13 protein-coding genes are annotated in these 23,761 nt (G+C 35.7%); 1 reads left to right on the forward strand and 12 read right to left on the reverse strand.

Annotation, left to right across the window (positions count from 1 at the left end; genetic code table 11):
* Nucleotides 1–21: 21 nt before the first annotated feature.
* The 6 genes from JS605_RS08195 to JS605_RS08220 all read right to left on the reverse strand — a co-directional run bounded on the left by JS605_RS08195 (nt 22) and on the right by JS605_RS08220 (nt 8,985).
* On the reverse strand, nt 22–726 hold the full coding sequence (locus tag JS605_RS08195; RefSeq protein ID WP_203257210.1) for a fibronectin type III domain-containing protein: 705 nt from the start codon (nt 724–726) through the stop codon (nt 22–24).
* A 10-nt stretch (nt 727–736) separates the two neighbouring features.
* Entirely contained in the window at nt 737–3,832 is a 3,096-nt protein-coding gene (locus tag JS605_RS08200; protein ID WP_203257211.1) for a T9SS type A sorting domain-containing protein, read from the reverse strand.
* Between the two features lie 327 nt (nt 3,833–4,159).
* Nucleotides 4,160–5,407, reverse strand: coding sequence for an NAD(P)/FAD-dependent oxidoreductase (locus tag JS605_RS08205; RefSeq protein ID WP_203257212.1), 1,248 nt, complete (start codon nt 5,405–5,407; stop codon nt 4,160–4,162).
* Nucleotides 5,408–5,415: 8 nt separating this feature from the next.
* Nucleotides 5,416–6,426: a 4-hydroxyproline epimerase gene (locus JS605_RS08210; protein ID WP_203257213.1), complete on the reverse strand. Its 1,011-nt coding sequence runs from the start codon at nt 6,424–6,426 to the stop codon at nt 5,416–5,418.
* A 6-nt stretch (nt 6,427–6,432) separates the two neighbouring features.
* Nucleotides 6,433–7,956, reverse strand: a complete 1,524-nt coding sequence (locus tag JS605_RS08215; RefSeq protein ID WP_203257214.1) for an aldehyde dehydrogenase (NADP(+)) — start codon at nt 7,954–7,956, stop codon at nt 6,433–6,435.
* Between the two features lie 72 nt (nt 7,957–8,028).
* Nucleotides 8,029–8,985 carry a dihydrodipicolinate synthase family protein gene (locus JS605_RS08220; protein WP_203257215.1) on the reverse strand — a complete coding sequence of 319 codons (957 nt, stop codon included), beginning with the start codon at nt 8,983–8,985 and terminating at the stop codon, nt 8,029–8,031.
* A gap of 164 nt (nt 8,986–9,149) precedes the next feature.
* On the opposite strand from JS605_RS08220, the gene JS605_RS08225 reads away from it, so the two are divergent.
* The gene (locus JS605_RS08225; RefSeq protein WP_203257216.1) at nt 9,150–9,992 is read left to right on the forward strand and encodes an AraC family transcriptional regulator; all 843 of its coding nucleotides are present in this window, start codon (nt 9,150–9,152) and stop codon (nt 9,990–9,992) included.
* A 443-nt stretch (nt 9,993–10,435) separates the two neighbouring features.
* On the opposite strand, the gene JS605_RS08230 is transcribed toward JS605_RS08225, so the two are convergent.
* The 6 genes from JS605_RS08230 to JS605_RS08255 all read right to left on the reverse strand — a co-directional run bounded on the left by JS605_RS08230 (nt 10,436) and on the right by JS605_RS08255 (nt 23,737).
* Nucleotides 10,436–11,890, reverse strand: coding sequence for a hypothetical protein (locus JS605_RS08230; protein ID WP_203257217.1), 1,455 nt, complete (start codon nt 11,888–11,890; stop codon nt 10,436–10,438).
* Nucleotides 11,891–12,488: 598 nt separating this feature from the next.
* Nucleotides 12,489–13,934, reverse strand: a complete 1,446-nt coding sequence (locus JS605_RS08235; RefSeq protein WP_203257218.1) for a hypothetical protein — start codon at nt 13,932–13,934, stop codon at nt 12,489–12,491.
* Between the two features lie 276 nt (nt 13,935–14,210).
* A complete protein-coding gene (locus JS605_RS08240) occupies nt 14,211–16,994 on the reverse strand; it encodes a sugar-binding domain-containing protein (RefSeq protein WP_203257219.1) in 2,784 nt (927 codons plus the stop codon).
* A 34-nt stretch (nt 16,995–17,028) separates the two neighbouring features.
* The gene (locus tag JS605_RS08245) at nt 17,029–18,903 is read right to left on the reverse strand and encodes a sulfatase family protein (RefSeq protein ID WP_203257220.1); all 1,875 of its coding nucleotides are present in this window, start codon (nt 18,901–18,903) and stop codon (nt 17,029–17,031) included.
* 5 nt (nt 18,904–18,908) lie between these two features.
* Nucleotides 18,909–20,420, reverse strand: coding sequence for a sulfatase family protein (locus JS605_RS08250; RefSeq protein WP_203257221.1), 1,512 nt, complete (start codon nt 20,418–20,420; stop codon nt 18,909–18,911).
* Between the two features lie 14 nt (nt 20,421–20,434).
* Entirely contained in the window at nt 20,435–23,737 is a 3,303-nt protein-coding gene (locus JS605_RS08255; protein WP_203257222.1) for a DUF5107 domain-containing protein, read from the reverse strand.
* Between the last annotated feature and the right edge of the window lie 24 nt (nt 23,738–23,761).

Below are 23,761 nucleotides of genomic sequence, written 5' to 3' on the forward strand. Positions count from 1 at the left end.
TAATTTATTTAATCTCTGGCATTAGAGCTTAAAGTACCAAAGTGGTCCAGTAACTGTAGCTCCTTTATCATCTTTTACCACTACCTTCCAATAATAGGTTGTATCTGCGGTATCTAAATTGGCTTCATAAGTAGTTGTATCTGTATTCTCGGCCACCATAGTTAGCGCATCTTTATCTTTTCCAAAATATACATCAAAAGTGAGCGGATCGTTATCAGCATCTGCTCCTGTCCACTCAAGTGCAATGTTTGTTGTCCCATTTTCTAATATTTGTCCCAGGAATGGATTTACCAAACTTGGTGCAAATGGCAAATGATTGCTATTAGGAACTTCTTCCGTATAAAATTGCGACATAGGCGAATAATCACTCTCAACACTTCTTGTACTTCTGGCTTTAACCCTCCAATAGTAGGCTAAACCTTTTTCTAAAGTCACAATTTTTGACAAACCAGTAAGCACCTCATCAACCACCTTATCTGTAAACTGATTATCTCTAGCTATTTCTAATATATATATCACTGAACTTCCATCCGCATTAGTGGAAGCTTGCCACTCAAAATTCAACGTATTTGTAGTACATAACTGATTTTGAGAGGGAAAAACCAATGCAGGGGTGGTTGGTTTAGAGTCTTGTGTTTCAGAACCTCCATCTGAATCATCTCCACCTGATGAACAGGAAGTAAATATGAATGCAACTAATACTAATTTATATATAATATTTTTCATAATTTTCTTTTTACTGCTTTACAATTTTTAATGTTTGAGGCGTCTTAGAGTCTACCAACCTAATGAAATAAATTCCAGCAGGATGTTCTTGCATATCCACACTTACTTTACCTCCAACTAACGGATATTGTTTTTTAGCTATTAAACCCGAGGTAATGGAGTATAGCTCTAAATTCACATTTGTTTTTGAAATTTCAGGAATACGCAACTCAAATTTATCTGTTACTGGATTAGGAAAAGCTTTTAATGCAGCGCTTCCTCCCATAACTTTGGTCATTTTACCTTCACATGTTGCTTTAGCTTCAACACTTATAACATCTCCTTCATCGGCATTTACGCTAAATGAGGTTTGGTGTGTCTCTAAAATTTGTTTATCATTCACAAATACCTTGTATGGTGCTGTACCAGATTCAATTTCAACAGCTACCACGCCCTGTTCTTTTCCTGAAATAAATTTTCCAGTCAACAAATCAGAAGCTTCTATCATAAGATTCACACAGTATTCATAGGTTGTATCAGTAATCCCAATACAGATATCATAAGTTCCCGGATCTAAATTTGGCAAATTTAATATATCGTTAAAAGTGTAATCTATACCAGCTATTGTAACAGTATAGTTGTGTCTAAACTGTGTACTAATTTGTATTTGTCCATTTTTTCCTTGGCAAGTTTCATCGATAGTTTCGATAGTAAAATTATCAGCCGCTACAAATATTTCTGAAAAATCCTGATCTAAAATAAAATCTAAAACCCCACTACCATATGTAGCAAACCGTACTGCATTTTCAGACTCTATAAATTGCACATCCGTGTACCCTACCGCATCTGGCACATCCAAACCGTCCATTTTAAACCATTGGTCTTGTTGCACTGAATACACCCATGCACCATCAAATTCGCAAGAAGCAAAAATATACTGACCATTTGGAGAGGCATCTAGCTCTGTAATTCGGTCTACAGTTAATCCATTATTATGACTCGTAAATGTTTGTCCGCCATCTACAGATATCAAAAACTCATTACCTTTACCTGCATAATAAACTGTAGCTTCATCTATTGGACTAGTAGCTATAACCTGTCTTCTTTTTCTATGTGAATCATCTTGCTGAGGCCAAGAACCACCTGAAACACTAGAATTTGTAAATGAGTTACCTCCATCTGTAGAGTACAGTAATTGACCAGATTTTAAACTCACATACCATCGGTTTTTGTTTAATTTAGAATAACCAAAACTGGAAATAGGCCCACTGAATTCAAAGGGATGAATTTCTCTAACCACAGCAGAACCATTATAGATAATTTTTTGTAGCGCATTCCCCCAAGGAATATAAACAGCATCTTCACTATCAACAGGAGATGGCACTAAACTGGTAGCTGACCAATTCCCATAAAAATCTGTTCTAGTAACTGTTCTAAAATTACCACCATCTGTAACATCACTTCTTCCTATAGTTCCAAAATAATACCAGTACCAAGCCGATTCGCCTCCATTAGCTACTGTCACTCTTAAGACATCAGTGTTAGCCTCTCTTGCTGCTGGTATAGGTATGGTTTTATCATAGTCATTATCTCCTGAAAAACTTTGCGACCCTCTGTCTTGATTACCTGTGTAAACCAAATTATACTTTTCGCTAGTTTCAGCATCATAGCACATAGTGGTTGGGTTACCCCTACTTACACTTATCCAAGAATTCCAATCTTCTGGTGCTCCTGAATAATACGTCCCGAAATCGTATCCAGATATAGTAAGAAATGTACCATCTTCTTTATCAAAAGTTTTGAAATGTTGTAAATCCCAAACATAAATATCATTATTACTTAAAACATGTTGATTTCTCGTCCAATTCACACCATAATCTGTAGAAATCCATAATTCAACAAATCCTTTAAAAACTATATTAGGTTGCGTTGGGTGCACCTCAATAATATTTCTACCAGTATCACTTGAGGTAACACTTTGTGTCCATGTTGCTCCTTCGTCTCCTGAATAAAATATGGTAGTATTACCATAACTGATATAAAAATGTGTATTTCCTGACACGGTAGTTCCTTGTACAGAATCAAGTGCATCAACAGTTGTTGTTGGTTCATGGATTAGAGAAAAATCAGCGTCATTTTCTCCCATTTTATAAACATACAACTTAGAATCACTATTGCGTTTTGCTAAAAGGTATACATCTCTACTTCCATGAGGTTTAAGTATCTCAACATCAAATGCATTACTCTTGAAATTCAGTGTGGATGTTGTATAGTTTAACCCATAATCTGTGGATATATAAACATAATCGTACCAAGCGTTACTATCTGCAGCATTTCTTCTCGCACCATGTGCCACTATACGTTTACTACTATTATTTTTTGTAACCGCGGTGGTGTAGTTTGCACCACCTTCAAAAAAAGCTCCATTGGCATCCATCCATGTTCTACCCTCATCATCTGAAAATTCCATGCTACCATTACTTTTTTGATTCAGTAATCTAAAAGAGCCGTCTGGCAAATTAACTCCATTAAATTCATCACCCAAAAAGCTCTTAGAATGATTTCTGAGCGACCACTTTACTGGAGCATCTTCATCTATTTTATAAATATGTCCTGCGGATGAAAGCACATACATTTCTTCGTTTATTGGATCATATAACGATCCATCAGTTCTAAAGCCCCCTTCATTATAACCTGGATTCGTAGTGGACGTCATGTGTAAATATTTCTGATCCCATCGTCCTGAAAGTGTACTATTAGCGTAGTAGTACTTTTCTGGTGGAGGCATAGACATGTTGGTTTTTGCAGATTTGAAATATGTATTAAAATCTTTAGGACTACTGAATGTAAAACCTGATTTTTCTATGTCTGTGTACCAAGAGTTATAGGCATCCAAATCATTACCTTCTAAATTTTGGAAATTAAAAGGTTTTGGAAATGCCTCCTTGTCCATAGCCATTTCTATAGCTATCTCCTCAGGTGTTTCTTCTAGGTAATGTTCATTATCAGCATCATAATCAAAATCTGATGCTCCTACATCTTCTTTTAAAAATTCGCCTCTAAAAAATAAAAATAACGCAATAGTAAGACTGAAGAATACCAGTCCCAACAAACGGTTCTTTCTCATAATAATATCTTGATAATTTAGTTTAGAACGTAAATTTATGAGAACCTAGAAGCAAATACATGAAATAAATTACTGTAAACATGTACAAAAACACTTAAATTGAGACAAAAAACCAATATTCTACAGTGTTTATCATATCGCTGTTTTATATAAGGAATTATGTATGCATAATGTAGCAAACAATCAATACTATTTTATATTTCTATTTAATGTTAGTCACAAAAATTCATATACGAAAACACTACCTTTTCTCCTGCTAAATATTTTCTGTTTGAATGACATGAAAGTGCCACATATAATTTGGAATCATATAAATACAATACTAACTTAAAATTGTCTCTCTGGATGAAAACAAGTAAGTGGTAATGTTGTTTTCTTGTCTGAAATGATTTCTGAAACTAACCTACCTGTTGCCGGCCCTAAACTCCAACCCATCATGGCATGACCTGTAGCTATGGTTAAGTTTTTGTGCTTTGAGGTTTTACCAATATACGGCAAACCATCTGGTGTACAGGGACGCAATCCACATCTTGCTTCTGCTTTTTCTTCTGGAGTAATCTTAAGCTGATTGTAGTATAAGGCACTGGCTTCCGCTATTGCATTTACACGTACAGGGTTTACGCTATGGTTTATGCCTGCTAGCTCCATGGTGCCTGCAAAACGTGTAAAACCATCCATAGGTGTTACGGCGACTTTAGCTTCACATAAAATAGCTGGGATGGTAATGTGAGTATCACGTTTTATATTTAAGCTATAGCCTTTACCTGCCTGAAGCAACATTTTTAATCCTAATCTTTCACTTAGTTTTGGACTCCAACTTCCTGCTGCCAAAACAAGCTCATCGCAAGTTAAACGCTGCTGATTAGTTATAATTTTTGAAATGCTATGATTATTTATTTCTACATCAATAACCTCTTCATTCCTGTAAATTGATACGCCACTATTTATTAGGTACGACATCATCTCTTGCATGAAATTATTTGGGGTCATGTGGGCATCAGAGTGATAATACACGGCACCCTTTATATTTAAATTAGCTTTGGGTTCTAATTTTGAAACCTCTGATGCCGATAAATGCTCAACTTGTAGACCTTCACTTATACCCCGTTTACCAACTTCCCATTCTTCTTCGCCCAACTTATCGGTCTTATAACACATTAAAAGTCCTTTCTTTTCATAATGAAAATTAAAGTCTTTTGAGTGTTTTAAACTTTCATATAAATCTCTACTAAGTAAATTAATATCCAATATGGGCTTTATGGATTTTTCTACTTTTGAAGGTGTTGCCGATTTTTTAAATGCCCAAGCCCATTTTAAGAATTCTGAATCTAATCTTGGTTTTATGTAGAGCGGACTTTTAGGGTTAAACATCCATTTTAATCCTTTTGAAATCATACCTGGGGCAGCTAATGAAATAAAATGACTTGGCGCTATATAACCGGCGTTGATATGAGACGCCCCAGAATCCATATTGGATTTGTCAATAACCGTTACTTGATATCCCTCTTGTAGAAGGTAATAGGCTGAGCACAATCCAATAATTCCACCTCCAATAATAATTACATGCTTTCCCATACCAACATTTATATTACTTGAAATCCGTGCGCATATGGATCATCTTTATCATCTATAATTATGGTGTTGTAACCATAAACTTTTGCCCAACCTTTTATACTGGGAATTATTGCTGGTTTGCCATCAATTGAAACCTCAGCTTCAACACGCCCTACAAATTTACTTCCTATATAACTTTCGTGTATAAAGTCTTCCCCCTTTTTTAATTTTCCTTTGGCATATAATTGTGCTATTCTTGCTGAAGTACCTGTTCCACAAGGACTCCTATCTATGGCTTTATCTCCATAAAACACCGCATTCCTCCCAGAAGAACTGGGATCTAACGGTTCTCCCGTCCAAAGCAAATGCGACACATCCCTGATAGTATCATTTTCTGGATGGATAAATACATTTGGATATTTCTTGTTGATACGTTGACGCAATTCTTGGGAATACTGAATAATTTTGCTTGCTGAAACATCTTGAACTCCATAAAAATTCTCTTGAGGGTCTATTATAGCATAAAAATTACCTCCATAGGCTACATCAAAAGTTAATTGCCCTAGTTCTGGGCATTCTACACTTAAATCGGTTTCAGCCAAATAGCTTTTCACATTGGTTAAACGCACCCAATCTACCTTATTCCCTGTTTGTTGATATTCGATTTCCACTAACCCTGCAGGCGCTTCCATCTTCATTTTACCTGGTGTTTTTGGTGTTACCAACCCTTCTTCTACAGCAATGGTTATGGTGCCAATTGTGCCATGTCCACACATGGGCAAACATCCAGAGGTTTCAATAAACAGGATAGCAAAATCATTTTCAGGATTATGTGGCGGATACAAAATGCTGCCACTCATCATATCGTGTCCACGAGGTTCAAACATTAAACCTTTACGAATCCAATCATACTCCTTTAGAAAATGTTGGCGCTTTTCACTCATAGTTGCACCAAGTAACTCTGGCCCGCCTTTTTTTACAACGCGAACTGGATTTCCACAGGTGTGCGCATCAATACAAACAAATGTATTTCTAGCCATTCTTGTTTATTTTAAAGCTTCTGGTAATAGTTCCTTTGGAAAGGATTGATAACTTAAGGGGCGTACCCATCGTTTTATAGAATTAGTTCCTACTGCCGTAAATCTAGAATCTGTTGATGCTGGATACGGCCCACCGTGCTGCATTGACGGACACACTTCTACTCCTGTAGGCACACCGTTAAAAATAATTCTACCAACGCGCAACTCTAAGGCATCTATAATATTTTGCAAATTAGAATACTCTTCTTCTTCAGCAATCACGGTTCCTGTTAATTGGCCTTCTAAAGCATTGATGATAGCGATTAATTCTGATTCATCCTTTGCTTTTACCACCAATGAAAAAGGCCCGAATACTTCTTGTTGTAATTTAGGATTTTCTAAAAAGTCTTCTCCCGAAACACTTACAATTTGTGATACTGCATAGTTAGTTGCTACTTCGGTATCAATTTTAGCAATAACTTGGACACCTTTTTGAGAGGTTACTGTTAATCCATTTTGCTCAAAACCTTTTTTAATTTTTGGATGTAACATACATTGCGCTTCTGCAGCAATGGTTTTACTTGCCAGATCTTTTATAAATTCTTTTGTGTTTTCACTATCAATCGTCAAAATTAAACCTGGGTTGGTACAAAACTGTCCCGTTCCTAAAGTAATTGAACCCGCATACTGAGATGCTAAAGCTTCTGAACGGTTTTCGATAGCTTTGGGAGTAATAATTACAGGGTTTATACTGCCCATTTCTGCAAAAACAGGTATAGGCTCATTACGTTGTGACGCCAAATCGTAAAGCGCTCTTCCACCTGTTACACTACCCGTAAAACCTACAGCCTTTACATTTTGATGTTTTACTAGCTGCGTACCAACCTCTACTCCATTACCATTTAAGTTGGAAAATACGCCGTTTGGCATTCCTGTTTCTTTAGCTGCTTTAAGTACTGCCTTAGCCACCAATTCTCCTGTACCAGAATGCATAGGGTGAGATTTTACAATTACAGGACAACCTGCAGCCAACGCGCTTGCCGTATCCCCTCCTGCTGTTGAAAATGCGAGTGGAAAATTACTAGCACCTAGCACCACTACTGGACCAAGTGGAATGGATGTTTTTCTCAAATCTGCCTTTGGCAATGGTGTTCTATTTGGGTCTGCAGTATCAAAACTGTTATCTCTCCATTGCTCATCTGCAATTAATTCAGCAAAAGAACGCAATTGAAAAATGGTTCTTCCACGCTCGCCAATAGCTCTTCCTTCAGGCAGTCCAGATTCGGACATATACATGTCGATAAGTGTTTGGTCCAATGCTAAAATTTCATCTGCTATGGCGTTTAAAAATTCGGCACGTTTTGCTCCCGATACTTTTCTGTATACTTTAAAAGCGTCCCAAGCTAGGTTTACGGCTTCATCTATTTCATCTTCAGTCGCATCAATAAACGCCGTATCGTTTTCAATGTTCAATTTTGGGTTAACGGTTTTATATGTTTTAGCTCCAGAGGCTTTTAAGGTTTGCCCGATATAGTTTTTTCCAGTAATCATATTGACTTATTTTTTTATTCTTTATCCAAATTTACTCGTTTGCAAACTTCTTTTTTTCACAATTTAAAAGAATCAACTTATTAAGTCCAGTGCTTCAAGCCTTTCTTTTGCTAGAATATATCTTGCACGGACATCATCAATTTGCTGTTTAGTTAATTTCTTACCAAAAGTACGCAGTCCTCCAGCAATATCATTATGATGAATTCCCATAGCAAGTTTAAGATATTCCAAAAGCAACGGCTGAGCATCTAGATACGATATGGAATTTAAAGCCTGAGAAATTTTATTTGCCTTAGTCCATTCTCCATTTAAAACATATTCCTGCATGGTAACACTTGCTTTTGGGAAGATATTGCCTACACCAGTAATCCCACCACATGCTCCAGCAAGTCCTGCATGTACTGTAACTGTATCTACTCCTGCCAAAACTTTTAAATCTTTGTTCTCCAGCATCAGAGTTTCAATAATCGAAACATCTATAGTCGATATTTTAAGAGCAGTTACTTTAGGAAGCACAGAAAGTCTTAAAAGAAGATCAGTTGAAAGTGAATGGTAACCAGCTGCATCAGGATTGTTATAAGGCATCATTGTTACACCTACATCCTTTGCAGTTGCTTCAGAAAGTTCATAATACTCATACATTTCTTTTTCAGAAGGAACCGCCTTAGTTGTTGGTGGCATGACCATAACCGTATCAACTCCAACTGTTGCAAGTCCTTCAATAATTTTGGCAAGCTCTTCCTTAGTTTCTGCTGAAGCGCCGCTGATTAACGGAACGTTGTATTCTTTAGCAACCTCAGAAAGGCATTTAAGTAAAGAAAGACGCTGTTTGCTACTTAGGTAGCTATTCTCACCCAGAGTACCAGAACCTACAAGTCCGCTCATTCTGCTTCCGCCCTTTCCTTGAGCTTTTAAGATACCTGCTGCCTGTTTTTGTGTTGTATCAAAGTCAATTTCAAGAGTACCAGACTTTGACTCTTTCAACCATGTAAACACTGCAGGCATTACGCCATCCCAATTGGATTTCATCTTATTTTATTCTTATTAATGAGTCATAAAACTATATAAATATTACTAGCAACAGTACTACTAAATTATTCATTTATAGTATTATATTATCCATTAATTTACATCATTTTTATATTTTTGGAATATTATTCATGTATTTTTAACATGAAAATTGAGAATAAACCATGAAGGTTTTACCCTTTAAAATACCTAAACCCGAGTTAAATGCTGTTGTTTTTCAAGAAGACAGGGGAACGACTTTCTTTGGAAAATTACATCAGCATGAAGAAATCCAAATTAGTTTAATACTTTCGGGCGAGGGCAATTTGATAGTTGGAGATACTATAAATCGGTATAAGGAAGGGGATATTTTGGTAATAGGGAGCAATATTCCGCATGTATTTAATAGTGACACTCAAAAGAAAAAACAATCTAGAATGTTCACGGTATTTTTCTCAAAACAGTTATTGGGTGATGCCTTTTTTAAGTTGAATGAACTTAGAGAAGTTTCCAATTTTTTTAAGCGTTCAGAATATGGATTCAAAATTAATTCTAAAAAAAGATGGGCTACCGATTTAATTCTAAAAACTGAAACTGCAAGTCAATTAGAGCACCTTATCATTTTAATCCAACTCTTAAAAATTGGAAGCGAAGCCAGATATACACCACTTTCTACGTTTATATATACCAAGAATTATACTGATAATGAGGGTAACAGAATGCGTGATGTTTTTGAATATACTATGGCCCATTACAAAACCACTATTACTTTGGAAACCATTGCTAATGTCGCCAACATGACCAAAAATGCGTTTTGCAAATATTTTAAAAAACGTACCAACAAAACCTATATTACGTTTTTAAATGAAATACGTGTGGAGCATGCCACTCGATTATTGGAGCACCAAAAAGATTTATCTATAGTTGAAATAGCTGAACTTTCGGGATTTAACAATCTATCTAATTTCAATAGGCAATTTAAACAGGTAAAAGGGTTGGCGCCTTCTGAACTTAGAAAGACTACTTAACATCTTCATCTTGTAGTTCTTAGATGTCTTGTGCTTCTCCCAAATCTTGATTTAAAGCCTATTAGATAAATACCTTTTAAAGTCCCTAATCTTTACCTTTTAATGTTTCTATGATTGAAGAAAAACTATAAAATATTGTTCTGGGTCGCTCTCTATCAATTTGGAAAAAATCTCTGGATTTTCTCATTCTGGGTCTTCCCATAATGCTAAACCATAAATCACACTACAAATAAAAAAGTGAGCTTCTCTTTATTATTTATTTAATCTTCAATTAAATAACAATCCTTGTACTCATGTCTATTATCAGTCCAACTTAATGTTCCTATTATGTGCTTTATCTTAAATTAACAAACACGTAATTGTTTTTACATATTTAGCTGAGATACCTCGATACTTTGTATCGAGGTATCTTCATCCAGTAAGTTATGAGACATAAATTACTACTAATTCACATCGAAAATTAAGCGATGTATTGAGTATTCTGATTGTGCATTCACATTAAATTGATATCCAGTAAAACTGCTATTATAGGTAGAAGGGTTTGTTGTTATTGTCATTGGTACCGCTGCTGCTGTATTAGAAGTATTTCCTGGTAGGAAAATATTTGATGACACTGGTGTTGTTTGTGGATTAGATCCCACTACACGTAAACGTACCAATGTATTTGGTTCATCCATACCTGCAACATATACCGTAATTCTATTACCATCTCTTGATGCAACAGCTCTTATGTCTCCATTTGTAGTCGTAGCCAAAGCATCTCCTGTATAGTTTTGAGACATGTCTCCAAAAAGTTGTGCCGTTGGATACGTTACATTATAATTATCACTAAACAAACCAAGTCCTGGGATAGATGGATTTTTTGGTGGCCAAAATGCTGCAGCATCAGCACCAGATCGTGCAAGTTCATGTGTAAGTTCCACCAAAACGTTTGCTCCTTGAGCGTATACTTTATTGTTATTATAAGCCTTAGATGGTGCCCACTCTGATAAATGCACGTAATTTTTTCCAAAGTTATCTCTACATGCTATAATATTAGATTTCACATCAACAATATTATGGGTTGTAGTATTATAACCTGCATAAGGATGTAGCGCAACTCCATCGGCAAAACTAAGGTCGCTTCCAAATATATTACTCATAGTGGTAAACTCACTAGGAACCGTAAAGTCTCCATTAACTAATATTTTAAAGTTAGCATTTGGAAAGGTTTGACGAATATGCTTCACAACACGTTTTGCTATATGAGAATAACTACTCAATTTTGAAGCACGCGAAACGCCTCCTCCCCATTGTAACCACCACTCATTTCCTACTTCTACGCTTAGTATATTGTTGGCCTCAGCAGTATTGATAGCATCTACAGCTTTTGATTTTAGTGTTTGAATGGCAGCCCACCACCCTGTTGACCACTGCGCTAGATTCATAGCGTCAACCGTTGGCACAACAATACTTAGACTAGGTGGGTTAGTTCCCAGTACAGTGGAGATAGACGCTCCAGGAGTTGCTGGGGCATTTGGCCAGGTTGGAGTTGTATTAGTACTCCAATCATAATATTCAGATTCCCAGCCTCCTGGAAATCTTATGCCCTGATAATTTATAGATTCTAATTTGTTTTCAAAAGTAGCATAATCAGAATCTGTTATTGTTCTCCAATTATTATTTACACCAAAAAACTCGTTAGATATAGCTACTCGGTTATTAGTATACAACCAAATATCTACGGTTTGTTGTGCTGTCATTTGACTGCTAGAATTTGCAGTCAAACTCATTTCGGCAGTATTTTCTGCATTGTTTTGATCTAGCATATCTTCTTCATTTGTGTTACATGACACAAAGCCAAAAATTATGGTAAATAAGATTAAAGTTGATTTTTGTAAATAAAAATTTTTTTTCATTTTGGAATAGTTTAGTTGTTTAACTGACTAAATTACAGAAAACAACACGATACACTTATGGATAATTTTTCTCATTAGATAGACGTTAACACTTTCATTTTTTATTATATCCTGAAAAAGTTATGTGATTTTTTTCCTTAAAATTAATGGTTTAAGGACTGGGGAAACACATAATATTTTAAGTTATACTTAGTTATGTAGCCCTAACTACCACCAGAATAAATACATTATGAGCGACGAGATCTCTAAATATGATTGGGTTCCTACTTGGTTACCATAAAACAAACTTTTAATGAGAATATATGTTGACTTCTGTAACGTTTGGAAAAGCCTAGTCGTAATATTCAAACAAACAAGCCATTGATTAATAAATGATTAAACATCTAACTGAATTAAAACATAAATTACTACTGTTCAAAAGAGTTTACTATTTAAGTTAGAATCTTTTGCAGCACCTCTTTTACCATAAAAAAGCTTGGTGCAATGGAACACACTAAAAAAAGACGTTATCGTTTTAGCAAAGAACCTCGACACTTTGAGTGTCGAGGTTCTTGATTTTACTAACTAAATTTTATACTGTAACTATTATATAGTCACACTATTTTAACTCAAAAATTAAACGTTGAATTGTATATTGAGATTTCTCATTTACATTAAACTCAAAGCCTTTAATATCCTCATTATAGCTAGAAGTATTTGATGTCAATTCCATAGGTAATGACTTTGCTGTATCAGATATATCTCCTGGCAGATAAATGTCTGATGACACTGGATTTGTTTTGGGATCAGACCCAACTACTTTTAAACGAACTTTTGTATTTGGTTGCGCCATACCAGCTACATATACTGTAATTCTATTTCCATCCCTAGACGCTACAGCTCGTATATCACCATTTGTAGAGGTCTCTAACGCATCTCCTGTATAGTTTTCAGCCATATCTCCAAAAAGTTGGGCTGTTGGGTACGTTACACCAAAATTAATATTAAATAAACCAAGCCCAGGAATTGATGTATTTTTTGGAGGCCAAAAAGCTGCAGCATTAGCACCAGACCTAGCAAGCTGATGTGTTAACTCCACTAACACATTAGCTCCTTGAGCATAGATTTTATTATTGTTATACGCCTTAGACGGTGCCCATTCAGATAAATGGATGAATCTTTTTCCGAAATTATCTCTACATGCTATAATATTAGACCTTACATCAGCAATATTATGTGTATCACTGTTATACCCAGCATAAGGATGTAAAGCAACCCCATCTGCATATTTAATATCTTCCCCAAAGATATTTTTCATTGTAGTAAACTCGCTTGGCACTGTAAAATCTCCATTTACTAAAATTTTAAACTTGGCATTAGGAAAGGTTGTGCGAACATGTTTTGCTAGCACCTTAGCTATATTAGAATATTTATCAAGACTCTTAGAGCGTGTTGCACCACCACTTGCTTGTAACCACCACTCATTTCCTATTTCTATACTTAATATATTACCCGCTCCTGTAGCATTAACAGCATCTACAGCTTTAGTTTTTAGAGTTTCTAAAGCTTTCGTCCAATTAGCATCCTCTTCTCCATCTTTTAAATTCATAGCATCAACTGTAGGTATAACTATACTAAGTGTTGGTGGTTTAGTACCCAATACAGTGGAAATAGACGCCCCCGGTGTTTCTGGATTATTTGGCCAATTTGGAGTTCTATCCGTATTCCAATCATAATATTCTGATTCCCATCCTCCAGGGAATCTTACACCTTGATAATTGATTGATTCTAATTTGCCTTCAAAAGTGGTATAATCAGAATTTGTTATTGTCCTCCAATTATTATTCACACCAAAGAAAGCATCAGATATTGGCACCCGGTTATTGGTAAAAACACTAATATCTACGGTCTGTCCATTTGCTTGGCTACTTGAATTTGCTTCTAGATTACTTTCTGCTGACGGTTCGATTACTTCTTCCTCTTTTGCGTCGCATGAGACTAAACTGAGAGTTGCAACTAATAGGATAAAGATTGTTTTCTGTAGTTTTTTTTTTGTTGTTTTCATGATAAGTAGGTTTTAATAAATTTATATGTTATCCAAAATTAGAAAAAGAAAGAGGTCTTAACATGGACTATCATTTTGATTAAATAGACAATCTGCCTTTTAACAACTTTTAACATAACATACTGTTTTTCAATATTTTAACAAGAAAAATAATCATAAAAAAGTCACAAAAAAACCTGAACCCTTTTCTTGGGTTCAGGCTGTATTTATAACTCCGTATACAATTTCTAAACTACATAAAGATTAATTACATATGTAGTCTTAGTAACTCTAGTATCAATCATATATATCTTCTGTAGAAAACTTGTTTTGTTTCTTAACTGATCTTACAGCTTCTAAATCTTTCATGGTTAAAGAATTTGTTGGTGCAAAAGCATCACTTTCCATATATTCTAACAAACTATGGCGTAGTTGTCTAGCTACTGGTCTTTCATTTAAATTTGAAGTTAGATCTATAGATGAGAACACCAAGGTACCGTTGCCAACCTTAGCTTCAAAAACATTTGCTAAGTGATGATTGGTAACAAAATTATCTATTACCCTAACTATAGGCTTAATATTTATGCCATCTGTAATTACAGACTTCGAGTTGATACACAAATCCCACCATTGCCAGTCGCTATGCGTATCGGTTGGAAATTTATTTAAAGCTGGGTGCTCTACATCTGCCATTACCCCCATAGTTGCTGGTTGATTTGGAAAATGTACTGGACTCCAAAATACAGGCACAAAGCGTCCTTCGATGCCATTCAGTGTTTTAAAATCTGGATTTAACAGCACTTTACTCCCTTTGTTTAACGCCTGTTCAGCCACTGCAAAAGACGATGTAAATACCACATCTTTCTTAGACAAATCTACAGTTTTAGGATACACCCAAATATTCCACGAGTTTTTGTACTTAGTACCTTCTATACTTACTTCTATTTTAAGTTTTTTAGCTGTATCTGTATTAATATTAAAAGCAATTTCTCCTAAATTAGTATTGTTGCCAATGGTTAAATTGGCTTGGATTTGAGAATTGCTCAATGTATTTCCAGCTTCATCAGTAATGGTCCAATTTATATTTTGGTTTTCCATTGGTTTAAAGAAATTAGCTACCTCGATTAAGGCTTTAAAAGTGTCTCCACTTTCGTAAATTGCTTTTTCAAACCTTAAAAGTGATACCAACTCACTATTAAATTGACTAAATTCCTCTGCTGAAATAACCCCTTTAGATTCCCAAAAAGCATTCAGTAAACCTACAAGTGCCGTACCTTGGCCTGGGAAATCTTGTAACTGTAATAATTGAAACCCATCAAAACTTGGTGTTTTCATGGCGCGCTCAATTTCTTCTTTATATAAAATGGCCGCTAACTTTCCTGAGTTATATGTAAAATCTGGAGCCAATTCCAACAAACCTTTTTTCTCCAAATCATTTTTTACTGCTATGAAGTTTAATGGTTCTAAAACTCCAGTATATTTTTCAATCTCGCTCAAATCTGGATAAACAGAATATTGCCCTATCTCATGAGACACTAATGGAATTTCAACAAATTTGGCTCCCGCTGTAAAATCGGCATCAAAATGCGGTGGCTTATTATTAAATACCCCTTGACCACGAATCCAACCATTTTTGGTCCATTGGGCTATAAAAAATTCATCTTCTGGTTCAGGACGTGTTCCTGCTGGTCGTTGAAATGAAAAAGCTGTAGTCGCATACAAATGTCTATTATCCGTTGGTTTTAATTCTGCTACCAAACTATTAAGTTGTGCCATATCTCCCTGTAACTCATTCCCCATAGCCATAAAAATAAACGACGGATGGTTACCATAGTCTTTGAGTATTTTGTGTGCTTCAGAGGTTAAAAATTCAACTGTCTTAGCATCTTCTCCAAATTTTAAACTCCAATGTGGTAATTCCACTTGAAAGTAAAACCCAGCTTCATCAGCTGCTTGAAAAGCAGTTTTTGGAGGACACCAAGAATGGAATCTTAAGTGATTTAAACCATAAGCTTTAGCTTGCCCAATAAGTTTAGCCCATTCTTCTTTTGTTGTTGGTGGATGTCCTGTTAATGGAAAAATAACACACTCTAAATTTCCACGTAAAAAGATACGTGTACCATTTAAGGTAAGGTTGCCATTATCATTTGCTACAAATTTGTAACCAAATCTAGTATTTACTGCCCCAGTTGAAGTGGCAACAACTACATCATATAAATTAGGGTTAAACTCATCCCACAATTCTACATCCTCTGGTTTAGCAATTTCTAATGCATATAGATTTTTACCAGCTTTAGAAACTTTTACTTCCTCGCTATAAATAGTATTTCCTGCAACTGTTTTAATCTCCAATTTCACAGGAGTTTCTTCTGCTACTGATTGATTAAAAGTAACTTTTAATTTGTCTAAATCTTTACTAGGATATACTTGTAGGTTATTTGGTGCATTGTTGCTTGAAGCTTTTAAAATGATGTCTCCCAAAATACCATTCCATTTAATTTGGGTATGATTGGTATAGGCATGTGCCATATCCTGATTTACTTTAACAGGATACTTGGTCCCTGCAACATTGATATCTGGAAATTTATTTGAGTTATCGATTACGATGGTAAGCGTGTGTTTTCCCGGGGTTATGTCTGTTAATTTAAACTCATGTGTACCAATTAAGCTATTAGCTGAGCCTATTTTTTTGCCATCTACATAAACGGTTGATTCCCAAAGCACGCGCTCTAAACTCAATGTTATTACATCACCTTCCCAGTTAGAGGGTACTTCAATTTCTTTTTGATACCATGCTTTACCAATGTATTGATGTTTTCTGGCTAAATTGGACATTACATAGTTGTTGATAGCTGGTTCCAACGTATTGAGAGCTCCTAATCCTGCTTCATCTAAAGTTCCAGGTAAACTCATCGTTGTGCCATTAATTTTTGATGAAGCCCAATTTTCTCCTTCGCCAATATTGGTAGCATCTAATTTAACCTGCCATTCTCCTGACAAATCAATTTGCCCTACTTTAGGTGTTGTACAAGCGCTTAAAACTAGGGCAATAATAATAACTGTGGTTTGAAATAATCTCATTGTAGTTTAATCTATTCTGTTTAGAAATTAAAATTTAAATGTTGTTGCTAAGTCTTTCGCTTTCTTTAAAATCTAAACATGCATTTTTTACATGCGAGTTTAGTTTAGAATTTCTAAGTAATGCGTCAATAGTAGCTTCAAATGGTGTTCTATCTTGAAAATAGAGCATGAAATTTATAGCCATTAAAGACAAATGCCAATTGTTATCCTTGCTAAAATTGTTTAAGATTTTTGAAGCTTGCTCACTATCAAATTTCGTATATAAAATTACTGAAATGGTTATTGAAACTGGAGCATAATTATCTTGAATCGCTTTTTCCAATTCCCTCATATACGGTTTTAATAGCATCTTATCTTGAGACACCAAGCCAATACTTGCCCAATACCTAACAATTTCATCTTGATGTTTTAGGTAATCTATTTGAGCTTTAATAACGTCTTCTCCTTTTTTACCTGACAAGGAAGCAACTTTGTAAATCTCGTTAAAATTATAATGGGTATCATCTAGACGATATTCATAGGGTGTTTGCGTTTTTGAAATTCTAGCCATGTCGTACTCTGGCATAAATAATATGTCCTTGGATTCTAAAAGAGTACTATCTAAAAACTGTCGCATACCTTCTAAAACGGACTGGTACTTTGGGTTTTTAGCTAGGTTGTTTTCCTCCCAAATGTCGTTTTCAATATCATACAACATCTCGAATGGACGTTCCTCAAAAATACGTGATTGAAATGCATTCAGATTTCCTTCTTTTAAATCTTTACGCATGTGTTTTGTGATATCGGCAATCTCTAAATAATTGATATAACGTACTTCTGGAATAAATGGCATATAGTTTCTTGAATACACAAACCTACCATCGGTTACACTTCTTGTCAAATCTAGACCATTATCCACCCTGTCGTTGGACAACGTTACGTATTTTGGTATTGCTCCGGAATCACTCTTTAAAAAAGATCTTCCATTCATATAATCAGGTACTTGACCACCTAATGCATCAATCATTGTTGGTCCTAAGTCCTCAAAACTTATGAGTTCATTTGTTGTTGTTCCTATTTCCCACGGTGATAAATGCTTAAATTTTTCAGGGAACCATACTACAAAAGGCACGCGATACCCTAAATTTATGCCATTGGTTTTCGCTCTTGGAATCCCCTCTCCATGGTCGGCATAAAAGAAGATTATGGTATCATCTTTTAAACCATCGTCCTCTAGCTTTTGTAATAATTCGCCTATTCTATTATCCGTTAGTTTAATGGAATTATAGACCCTTGCAAATTGCTTACGCATGTCTGGTGTATCATTGTAAAATGGTGGCATTTCAAAAGCATCGTCTGCTATTCTATCTTCTTCAGATAAATGGTTCCAAACATGTTTTTCATATTGTTTAAAAGTCCAAGACATGGTACGCGATTGGTGGGACTCTGCAAAATTAAATACTGCAAAAAAAGGTTGTCCTTCTGCTCTATCTTTCCATGTGGCTTCGTTAGAGCTTTCATTCCATGCTTCTTTTACAAATTCCTTTTCATTTGCAATGTTATAATCTGTTTTTGAATTATTAGTAGTGTAGTACCCCAATTGCTTTAAGTAATAGGGAAAACCTTTGATGAAACTTGGGATAGGATACTGACTTCTTTGATGCCCAGTACCCATCTTGTAAGTTCTGGTGCCTGTAATTATGGTGGATCTGCTTGCTGAACATACCGTACCTGTAGAAAACGCATTAGTAAAACGCACACCTTCTTCCGCCAGTTTATCAATAACTGGGGTACTGGCACTTTCGTTCCCATAACAGCCAATAAATTGTGGAGAGGTATCCTCAATAGTAATCCAAAGAATATTGGGTGTATCTTGAGTTTTACAGGAAAAGATTGAAACGAAAGACAATATGTAAAAAAGCTTTTTCACAGGCATTATTCTCCAAGAGTTTCTTTTAATTTGGATTCCATTTTAGCAACGATTTCAGGATTATCACTGGCTATATTAATTGATTCTGAAGGATCATGTTCTAAATTGAACAACTGTGGTTCGGGTCTAAATCCAGGGTCGACAAACTTTTGAACAATCCATTTAGGTACAGGTTTATCCTTAGGTTTGATGTATTTCCAGTTATCCATTCTAAAACCAAAAGTGTATGACTCTTCCAATAAAAATTTGCGCCCTTTATTTGATTTTCCTAACCATGAGCTCATGAAGTTTTTACTATCAATAGCATCTTCTTTTCCAATCTTTTGATTGACTAACGATGCTAAGGAAGCATATAAATCTACTTGGGATAACAATGCAGAACTTGTACCTGGTTTTACTTCTTTGGGCCAATGCACAATTGTAGGCATTCGTGTTCCTGCTTCGTAAGCAGAATATTTGCTCCCTCTGTAAATACCTCCAGGTTTATGATCCCCAACTAGTTCTCGAGCGTAATCTAAATACCCATCGTCTAAAATTGGGCCGTTATCACTGGTAAATATAATCAGGGTATTTTCTAACAAACCTTGCTTTTCTAATGTTTCTGAAATTTGACCAACACACCAATCCATTTGCGCAATAACATCGCCTCGAGGCCCCATGGTACTACTTTCTACAAACTTGATGTTGGCTATCCTAGGTTGGTGGATATCATGTAACGAAAAATACAGAAAGAAAGGCTTACTCTTGTTGGTATCAATAAAAGCTTTTGCTTTATTGGTTAACACATAAGGAATTTCCTCATCGACCCACAATGCATCTTTCCCACCTTTCATATACCCGATTCGGCTTATACCATTTATAATAGCCCCTTGATGGTAAGGGTCTGTGTGTTGTTTTAAAAGTTCAGGCCGTTTAAAGCCCCATGGATATCCTTCAATCCTAGTTCCGTAACTTACTGTTATGGGATCGTTAGGATCTAAACCAACTACTTGTTGGTTTTCTAAAAACACACAAGGCACTCTATCTCCAGTGGCTGGTATTAAAAAACTATAATTAAAACCAACTTCTTCAGGACCTAACGGTATTCTTTTATTCCAATTGATTTTTCCTTTACCAAGCCCCAAATGCCATTTGCCCACCACACCAGTTTCGTATCCTGCTTTTTGAAGCATTTTGGGCAAGGTCTGCATATTTGGATCTATGATCAAAGGCGCATCACCTTCTAAAATTTGCGCTTGATTCCTAAAAGCATAACTACCTGTTAACAGTGAATATCGTGATGGTGTACAGGTGGATGCCGAACAATGGGCGTCTGTAAAATTTAAGCCATTTTTGGCTAGTGTATCTATATGCGGTGTTTCTACTCCAATAGCACCATTCACACCAATGTCCCCAAAGCCTAAATCGTCAACATAAATGATAACAATATTGGGGTTAGTTCTTTGTGCGCAAGCATTAAATGCTATACAACACAAAGAAGCTAACACTAGACTTTTAAGACATGCTAATACATTCATAGATTTTAAAAAAATTAAGATTTAATACCTACTAGTGCCTGATGTATATGTGCAGGAATATGTGACAAATTAGTATTGATAACTTTTCCGAAAGACTCAGTTGCTTCAGAATCGTTGCCTTTTCCTAATTGCCCTAAACCAATCATATAGTTACAGTGAATATTGTTGATCACATTAAGATCTTCTTCCCAAATTAATAAATCCGGTAATGATATGGCGAAGTAATCCAGCTTCACATTATCATTAATATGCTCTTTACCATAGTTCAACAAATTATCGAACCTCTTGTTAGCTTCATCGCTACGTCCTAATTTTAACAATGCCAATCCTTGATAGAATATTTTGTCTGGTTGTTGGTCGTTGTAAAAAATCGCTGGGCTTGGGTCACTTAACCCTTCTGAGGCTAATTCAAAATAGGCTTTGGCTTTCTCATCATTCCCTAAGCCTTCATAAGCACAACCTAACCAGTAGTCTATATCATTTTCTACAGTTCCATGTAACTTACCTTCGCCTAAATTGTGTGGGTAATCTTTTGACTGTATTAAAAGCTCAATAGCCCCATCGTAATTTTTAACTGCTATATACTTCTTAGCTAGTTCTATATTGCTTGTTAAATACTGAAATGGCACCTTTCCTTCACCTCCTTCCCATGGATGGAACTGACGTTTATCTATTAGTGATTTAGCTTTTTCAAAATTACCTAATAAATTATATAATGCAATACGCTCCAAGTACAAGTCGTCTCTAGAATTCGTCAAATCAATATACTCTTCCAATAATGCTAAACGTTTTTCTAAAGGCACATTAATTTTTTTGTATAACTGATCTAACTCCATAAGCAACCTAGCATCGGTATTGTCTAATTCAAACGCTTTTTCCAAGTGCATTACTGCTAAGTCTTTTTGTTCTGCTTTGTTGTAGTACAATAATGCCAAATTACGGTGCGTAATAGCAAAACTATCGTCTAGTTTTACCGATGTTTCCCAACATGCTTGCGCCTCAGTGTATTGCCTGTTAGCATACCAGAAGTTCCCTAGGTAATAGAATGCCTTTGCATCTGATGGGTTAGCTTTACTTGCCGATTGTAACGCTATGACTTCTTCAATTTTATTAGGGAAACAATAGGTATCAGACATTTGTGAAGCCTTTTTGTATGCTTCTAAAGCACCAGCACTATCTCCTTTTTGGTCTAAATACCATCCCATAAAATAGTATACCATTGGGTACACTCCGGTATTGGCATCGGTATGTATTTTTAATAGGGCAACAGCTTCGTCATATTGCCCTGCTATAGCATAATCTAAAGAAAACTCAATGTAATTATGCGCGTAATTCCTAAGAATATCCTTAAATGCTTGCAAATCTTCTTTAGCATTTGATAGTACATATTTTTCAAAAAGTACACCAAAATTGAATTTATCAATAGCTAGCGAATCTTCAATTAACTGTTTTGCTTCTTCAATTTTACCTGTTTTTCTAAGTAAAACAACTTTTAAATGTCTTGCTTTATGGTTATGCCAGTTTTTAATTAAAGCTCTGTCTACCAAATCCATGGCTTTTGCCAAATCGCCTCTAGAACAATCTATTTGTGCTAAATTAAAATACCCCGCATCTTGCCATTGTGCATTCCAACATGCTTTAAAGAAACTGGCGTATGCCTCTTCTTTTTTACCTAAATAACTTAAAGCCATTCCTTTGTTAAAATAAGGCTCTCCGTCATACGGATTAGGGTTATGGCTTGTTAATGTTTCTATAGCTGTATCAAAATACTCAATTGCTTTTTCTAATTGTCCTTTACGCATATACCAAAGCCCCATGGCGTTATTATTGCGTACATCTTTTGGAGAGCGTCTTAACGCTTCTTCATAATAATCTGTAGCTACAAAGGTGGCGTGTCTGTATTGCTCTAAATGAAGCCCTCTTAAATATAAACCTTCAACAGTTTCAATATCTTTAGGGTCTTTGGCCGCTTTGGCTGGTTCTGGAATTTCATCGGATAAATCCTTATCTGGTTCCCATGCCACTAAAACTTTACCTGTACTGTCATTCACTGAAATTTTTAAATCGTCAAATGTATTTCCAGCAATATCAATCAATTTTTCAAAACCAACTTCTGGCGAAAGGTTTAACACCTCTTCGTGCAACACCTTACCATTAGCACTTAAAGTGATAACACAATTATCATATGTAGATGTAACATATACTTTAACCTGAGCTTTACCATCTACCATTTCAAGGTTTACCAAGGCCTCTTTTGTTGCATTTTTTACAACACCTACGTTGTAGTAGGGCATAAAGTATTGCTTGAAACTCTTCTCTTCGTATGGATGCATCCAAGAGAAATCTGGTTGATTATCTGTATAAACACCACACATCAATTCAATGTAAGGTCCGTCTTCATCTGTTAAGTTTCTATCCCACGCTTTTCCAAATTCTCCATTGCCCCAAGTCCATTGTTTTTTACCGGGAGATACATTATGGTCTGCAACGTGCAGTAAGCCTCCTTTTGAATCGTTTTCATATCCTCCAACAAAATCATATTTAGAGGTAATTGCCATGTAACTTGTTGGTACTGGAATATTCTTGTATCTAGATATATCTGTTCCTGGAGAATAATCTACTTTGTAATACTCTCCCTTAGCAATTGGGAATTCAGACACATCGCGTTTACCGTGGTCAAATACAGCATTTACATCCGGCGGGAAAACCGATTGATAATGGTCGTTTACCGCAACTGCTGGATTTGCCCACCATAAAAAGGTTTGTGGATGTGGGGTTCTATTATATAAATGTGCTTTTATTTCTATATATGCCTTATCTGGATGTAGTGTAAAGCCTGCCATACCTTTAGTACGGAACATACGCTCTAACTCACTTACCCAAACGGTTTTACTTCCGTCCTCATTCTCCTCAATATAAAAATCTGTTGGGTCGTATGTACTTGGTCTATGGTGTTGTGGCCAGTTAAATTCTATTCCTCCTGAAATCCAAGGCCCTGTTAACCCTACTAACGCTGGCTTAATTACATGATTATAATAAACAAAATCCCGTTGACGAATCTTATCATAGGCTCTTTGGATTCTTCCTCCAAGCGCTGGTAAAATCATCAATTTTATATAATCGTTTTCAATGAAAATAGCATCCCATTCTTTGTCTACTTTTTCATCACTAATTTTTTCTATCACGGGATGCGGATATACTGCTCCACTACTTGCCTGATATACACGTTTTTCTAAAAAAACCGGATATTTTTCTGGGGTTCCCACTTCATAAGTTGGAATGGTTACTTTTTCATGCCAAGCCTTGACTGTCTTCATAATCGTAATAATTTAACCTTGTAT

It is taken from the genome of Hyunsoonleella ulvae (assembly GCF_016827605.1).
Lineage (GTDB): Bacteria > Bacteroidota > Bacteroidia > Flavobacteriales > Flavobacteriaceae > Jejuia > Jejuia ulvae.

What these genes read in the sequence shown, in the direction of transcription:
- JS605_RS08235 (WP_203257218.1), bottom strand. Translation starts at nt 13,934, where the DNA reads ATGAAAACAACAAAAAAAAAACTACAGAAAACAATCTTTATCCTATTA.
- JS605_RS08205 (WP_203257212.1), bottom strand. Translation starts at nt 5,407, where the DNA reads ATGGGAAAGCATGTAATTATTATTGGAGGTGGAATTATTGGATTGTGC.
- JS605_RS08250 (WP_203257221.1), bottom strand. Translation starts at nt 20,420, where the DNA reads ATGAATGTATTAGCATGTCTTAAAAGTCTAGTGTTAGCTTCTTTGTGT.
- JS605_RS08215 (WP_203257214.1), bottom strand. Translation starts at nt 7,956, where the DNA reads ATGATTACTGGAAAAAACTATATCGGGCAAACCTTAAAAGCCTCTGGA.
- JS605_RS08195 (WP_203257210.1), bottom strand. Translation starts at nt 726, where the DNA reads ATGAAAAATATTATATATAAATTAGTATTAGTTGCATTCATATTTACT.
- JS605_RS08240 (WP_203257219.1), bottom strand. Translation starts at nt 16,994, where the DNA reads ATGAGATTATTTCAAACCACAGTTATTATTATTGCCCTAGTTTTAAGC.
- JS605_RS08230 (WP_203257217.1), bottom strand. Translation starts at nt 11,890, where the DNA reads ATGAAAAAAAATTTTTATTTACAAAAATCAACTTTAATCTTATTTACC.
- JS605_RS08220 (WP_203257215.1), bottom strand. Translation starts at nt 8,985, where the DNA reads ATGAAATCCAATTGGGATGGCGTAATGCCTGCAGTGTTTACATGGTTG.
- JS605_RS08210 (WP_203257213.1), bottom strand. Translation starts at nt 6,426, where the DNA reads ATGGCTAGAAATACATTTGTTTGTATTGATGCGCACACCTGTGGAAAT.
- JS605_RS08200 (WP_203257211.1), bottom strand. Translation starts at nt 3,832, where the DNA reads ATGAGAAAGAACCGTTTGTTGGGACTGGTATTCTTCAGTCTTACTATT.
- JS605_RS08255 (WP_203257222.1), bottom strand. Translation starts at nt 23,737, where the DNA reads ATGAAGACAGTCAAGGCTTGGCATGAAAAAGTAACCATTCCAACTTAT.
- JS605_RS08225 (WP_203257216.1), top strand. Translation starts at nt 9,150, where the DNA reads ATGAAGGTTTTACCCTTTAAAATACCTAAACCCGAGTTAAATGCTGTT.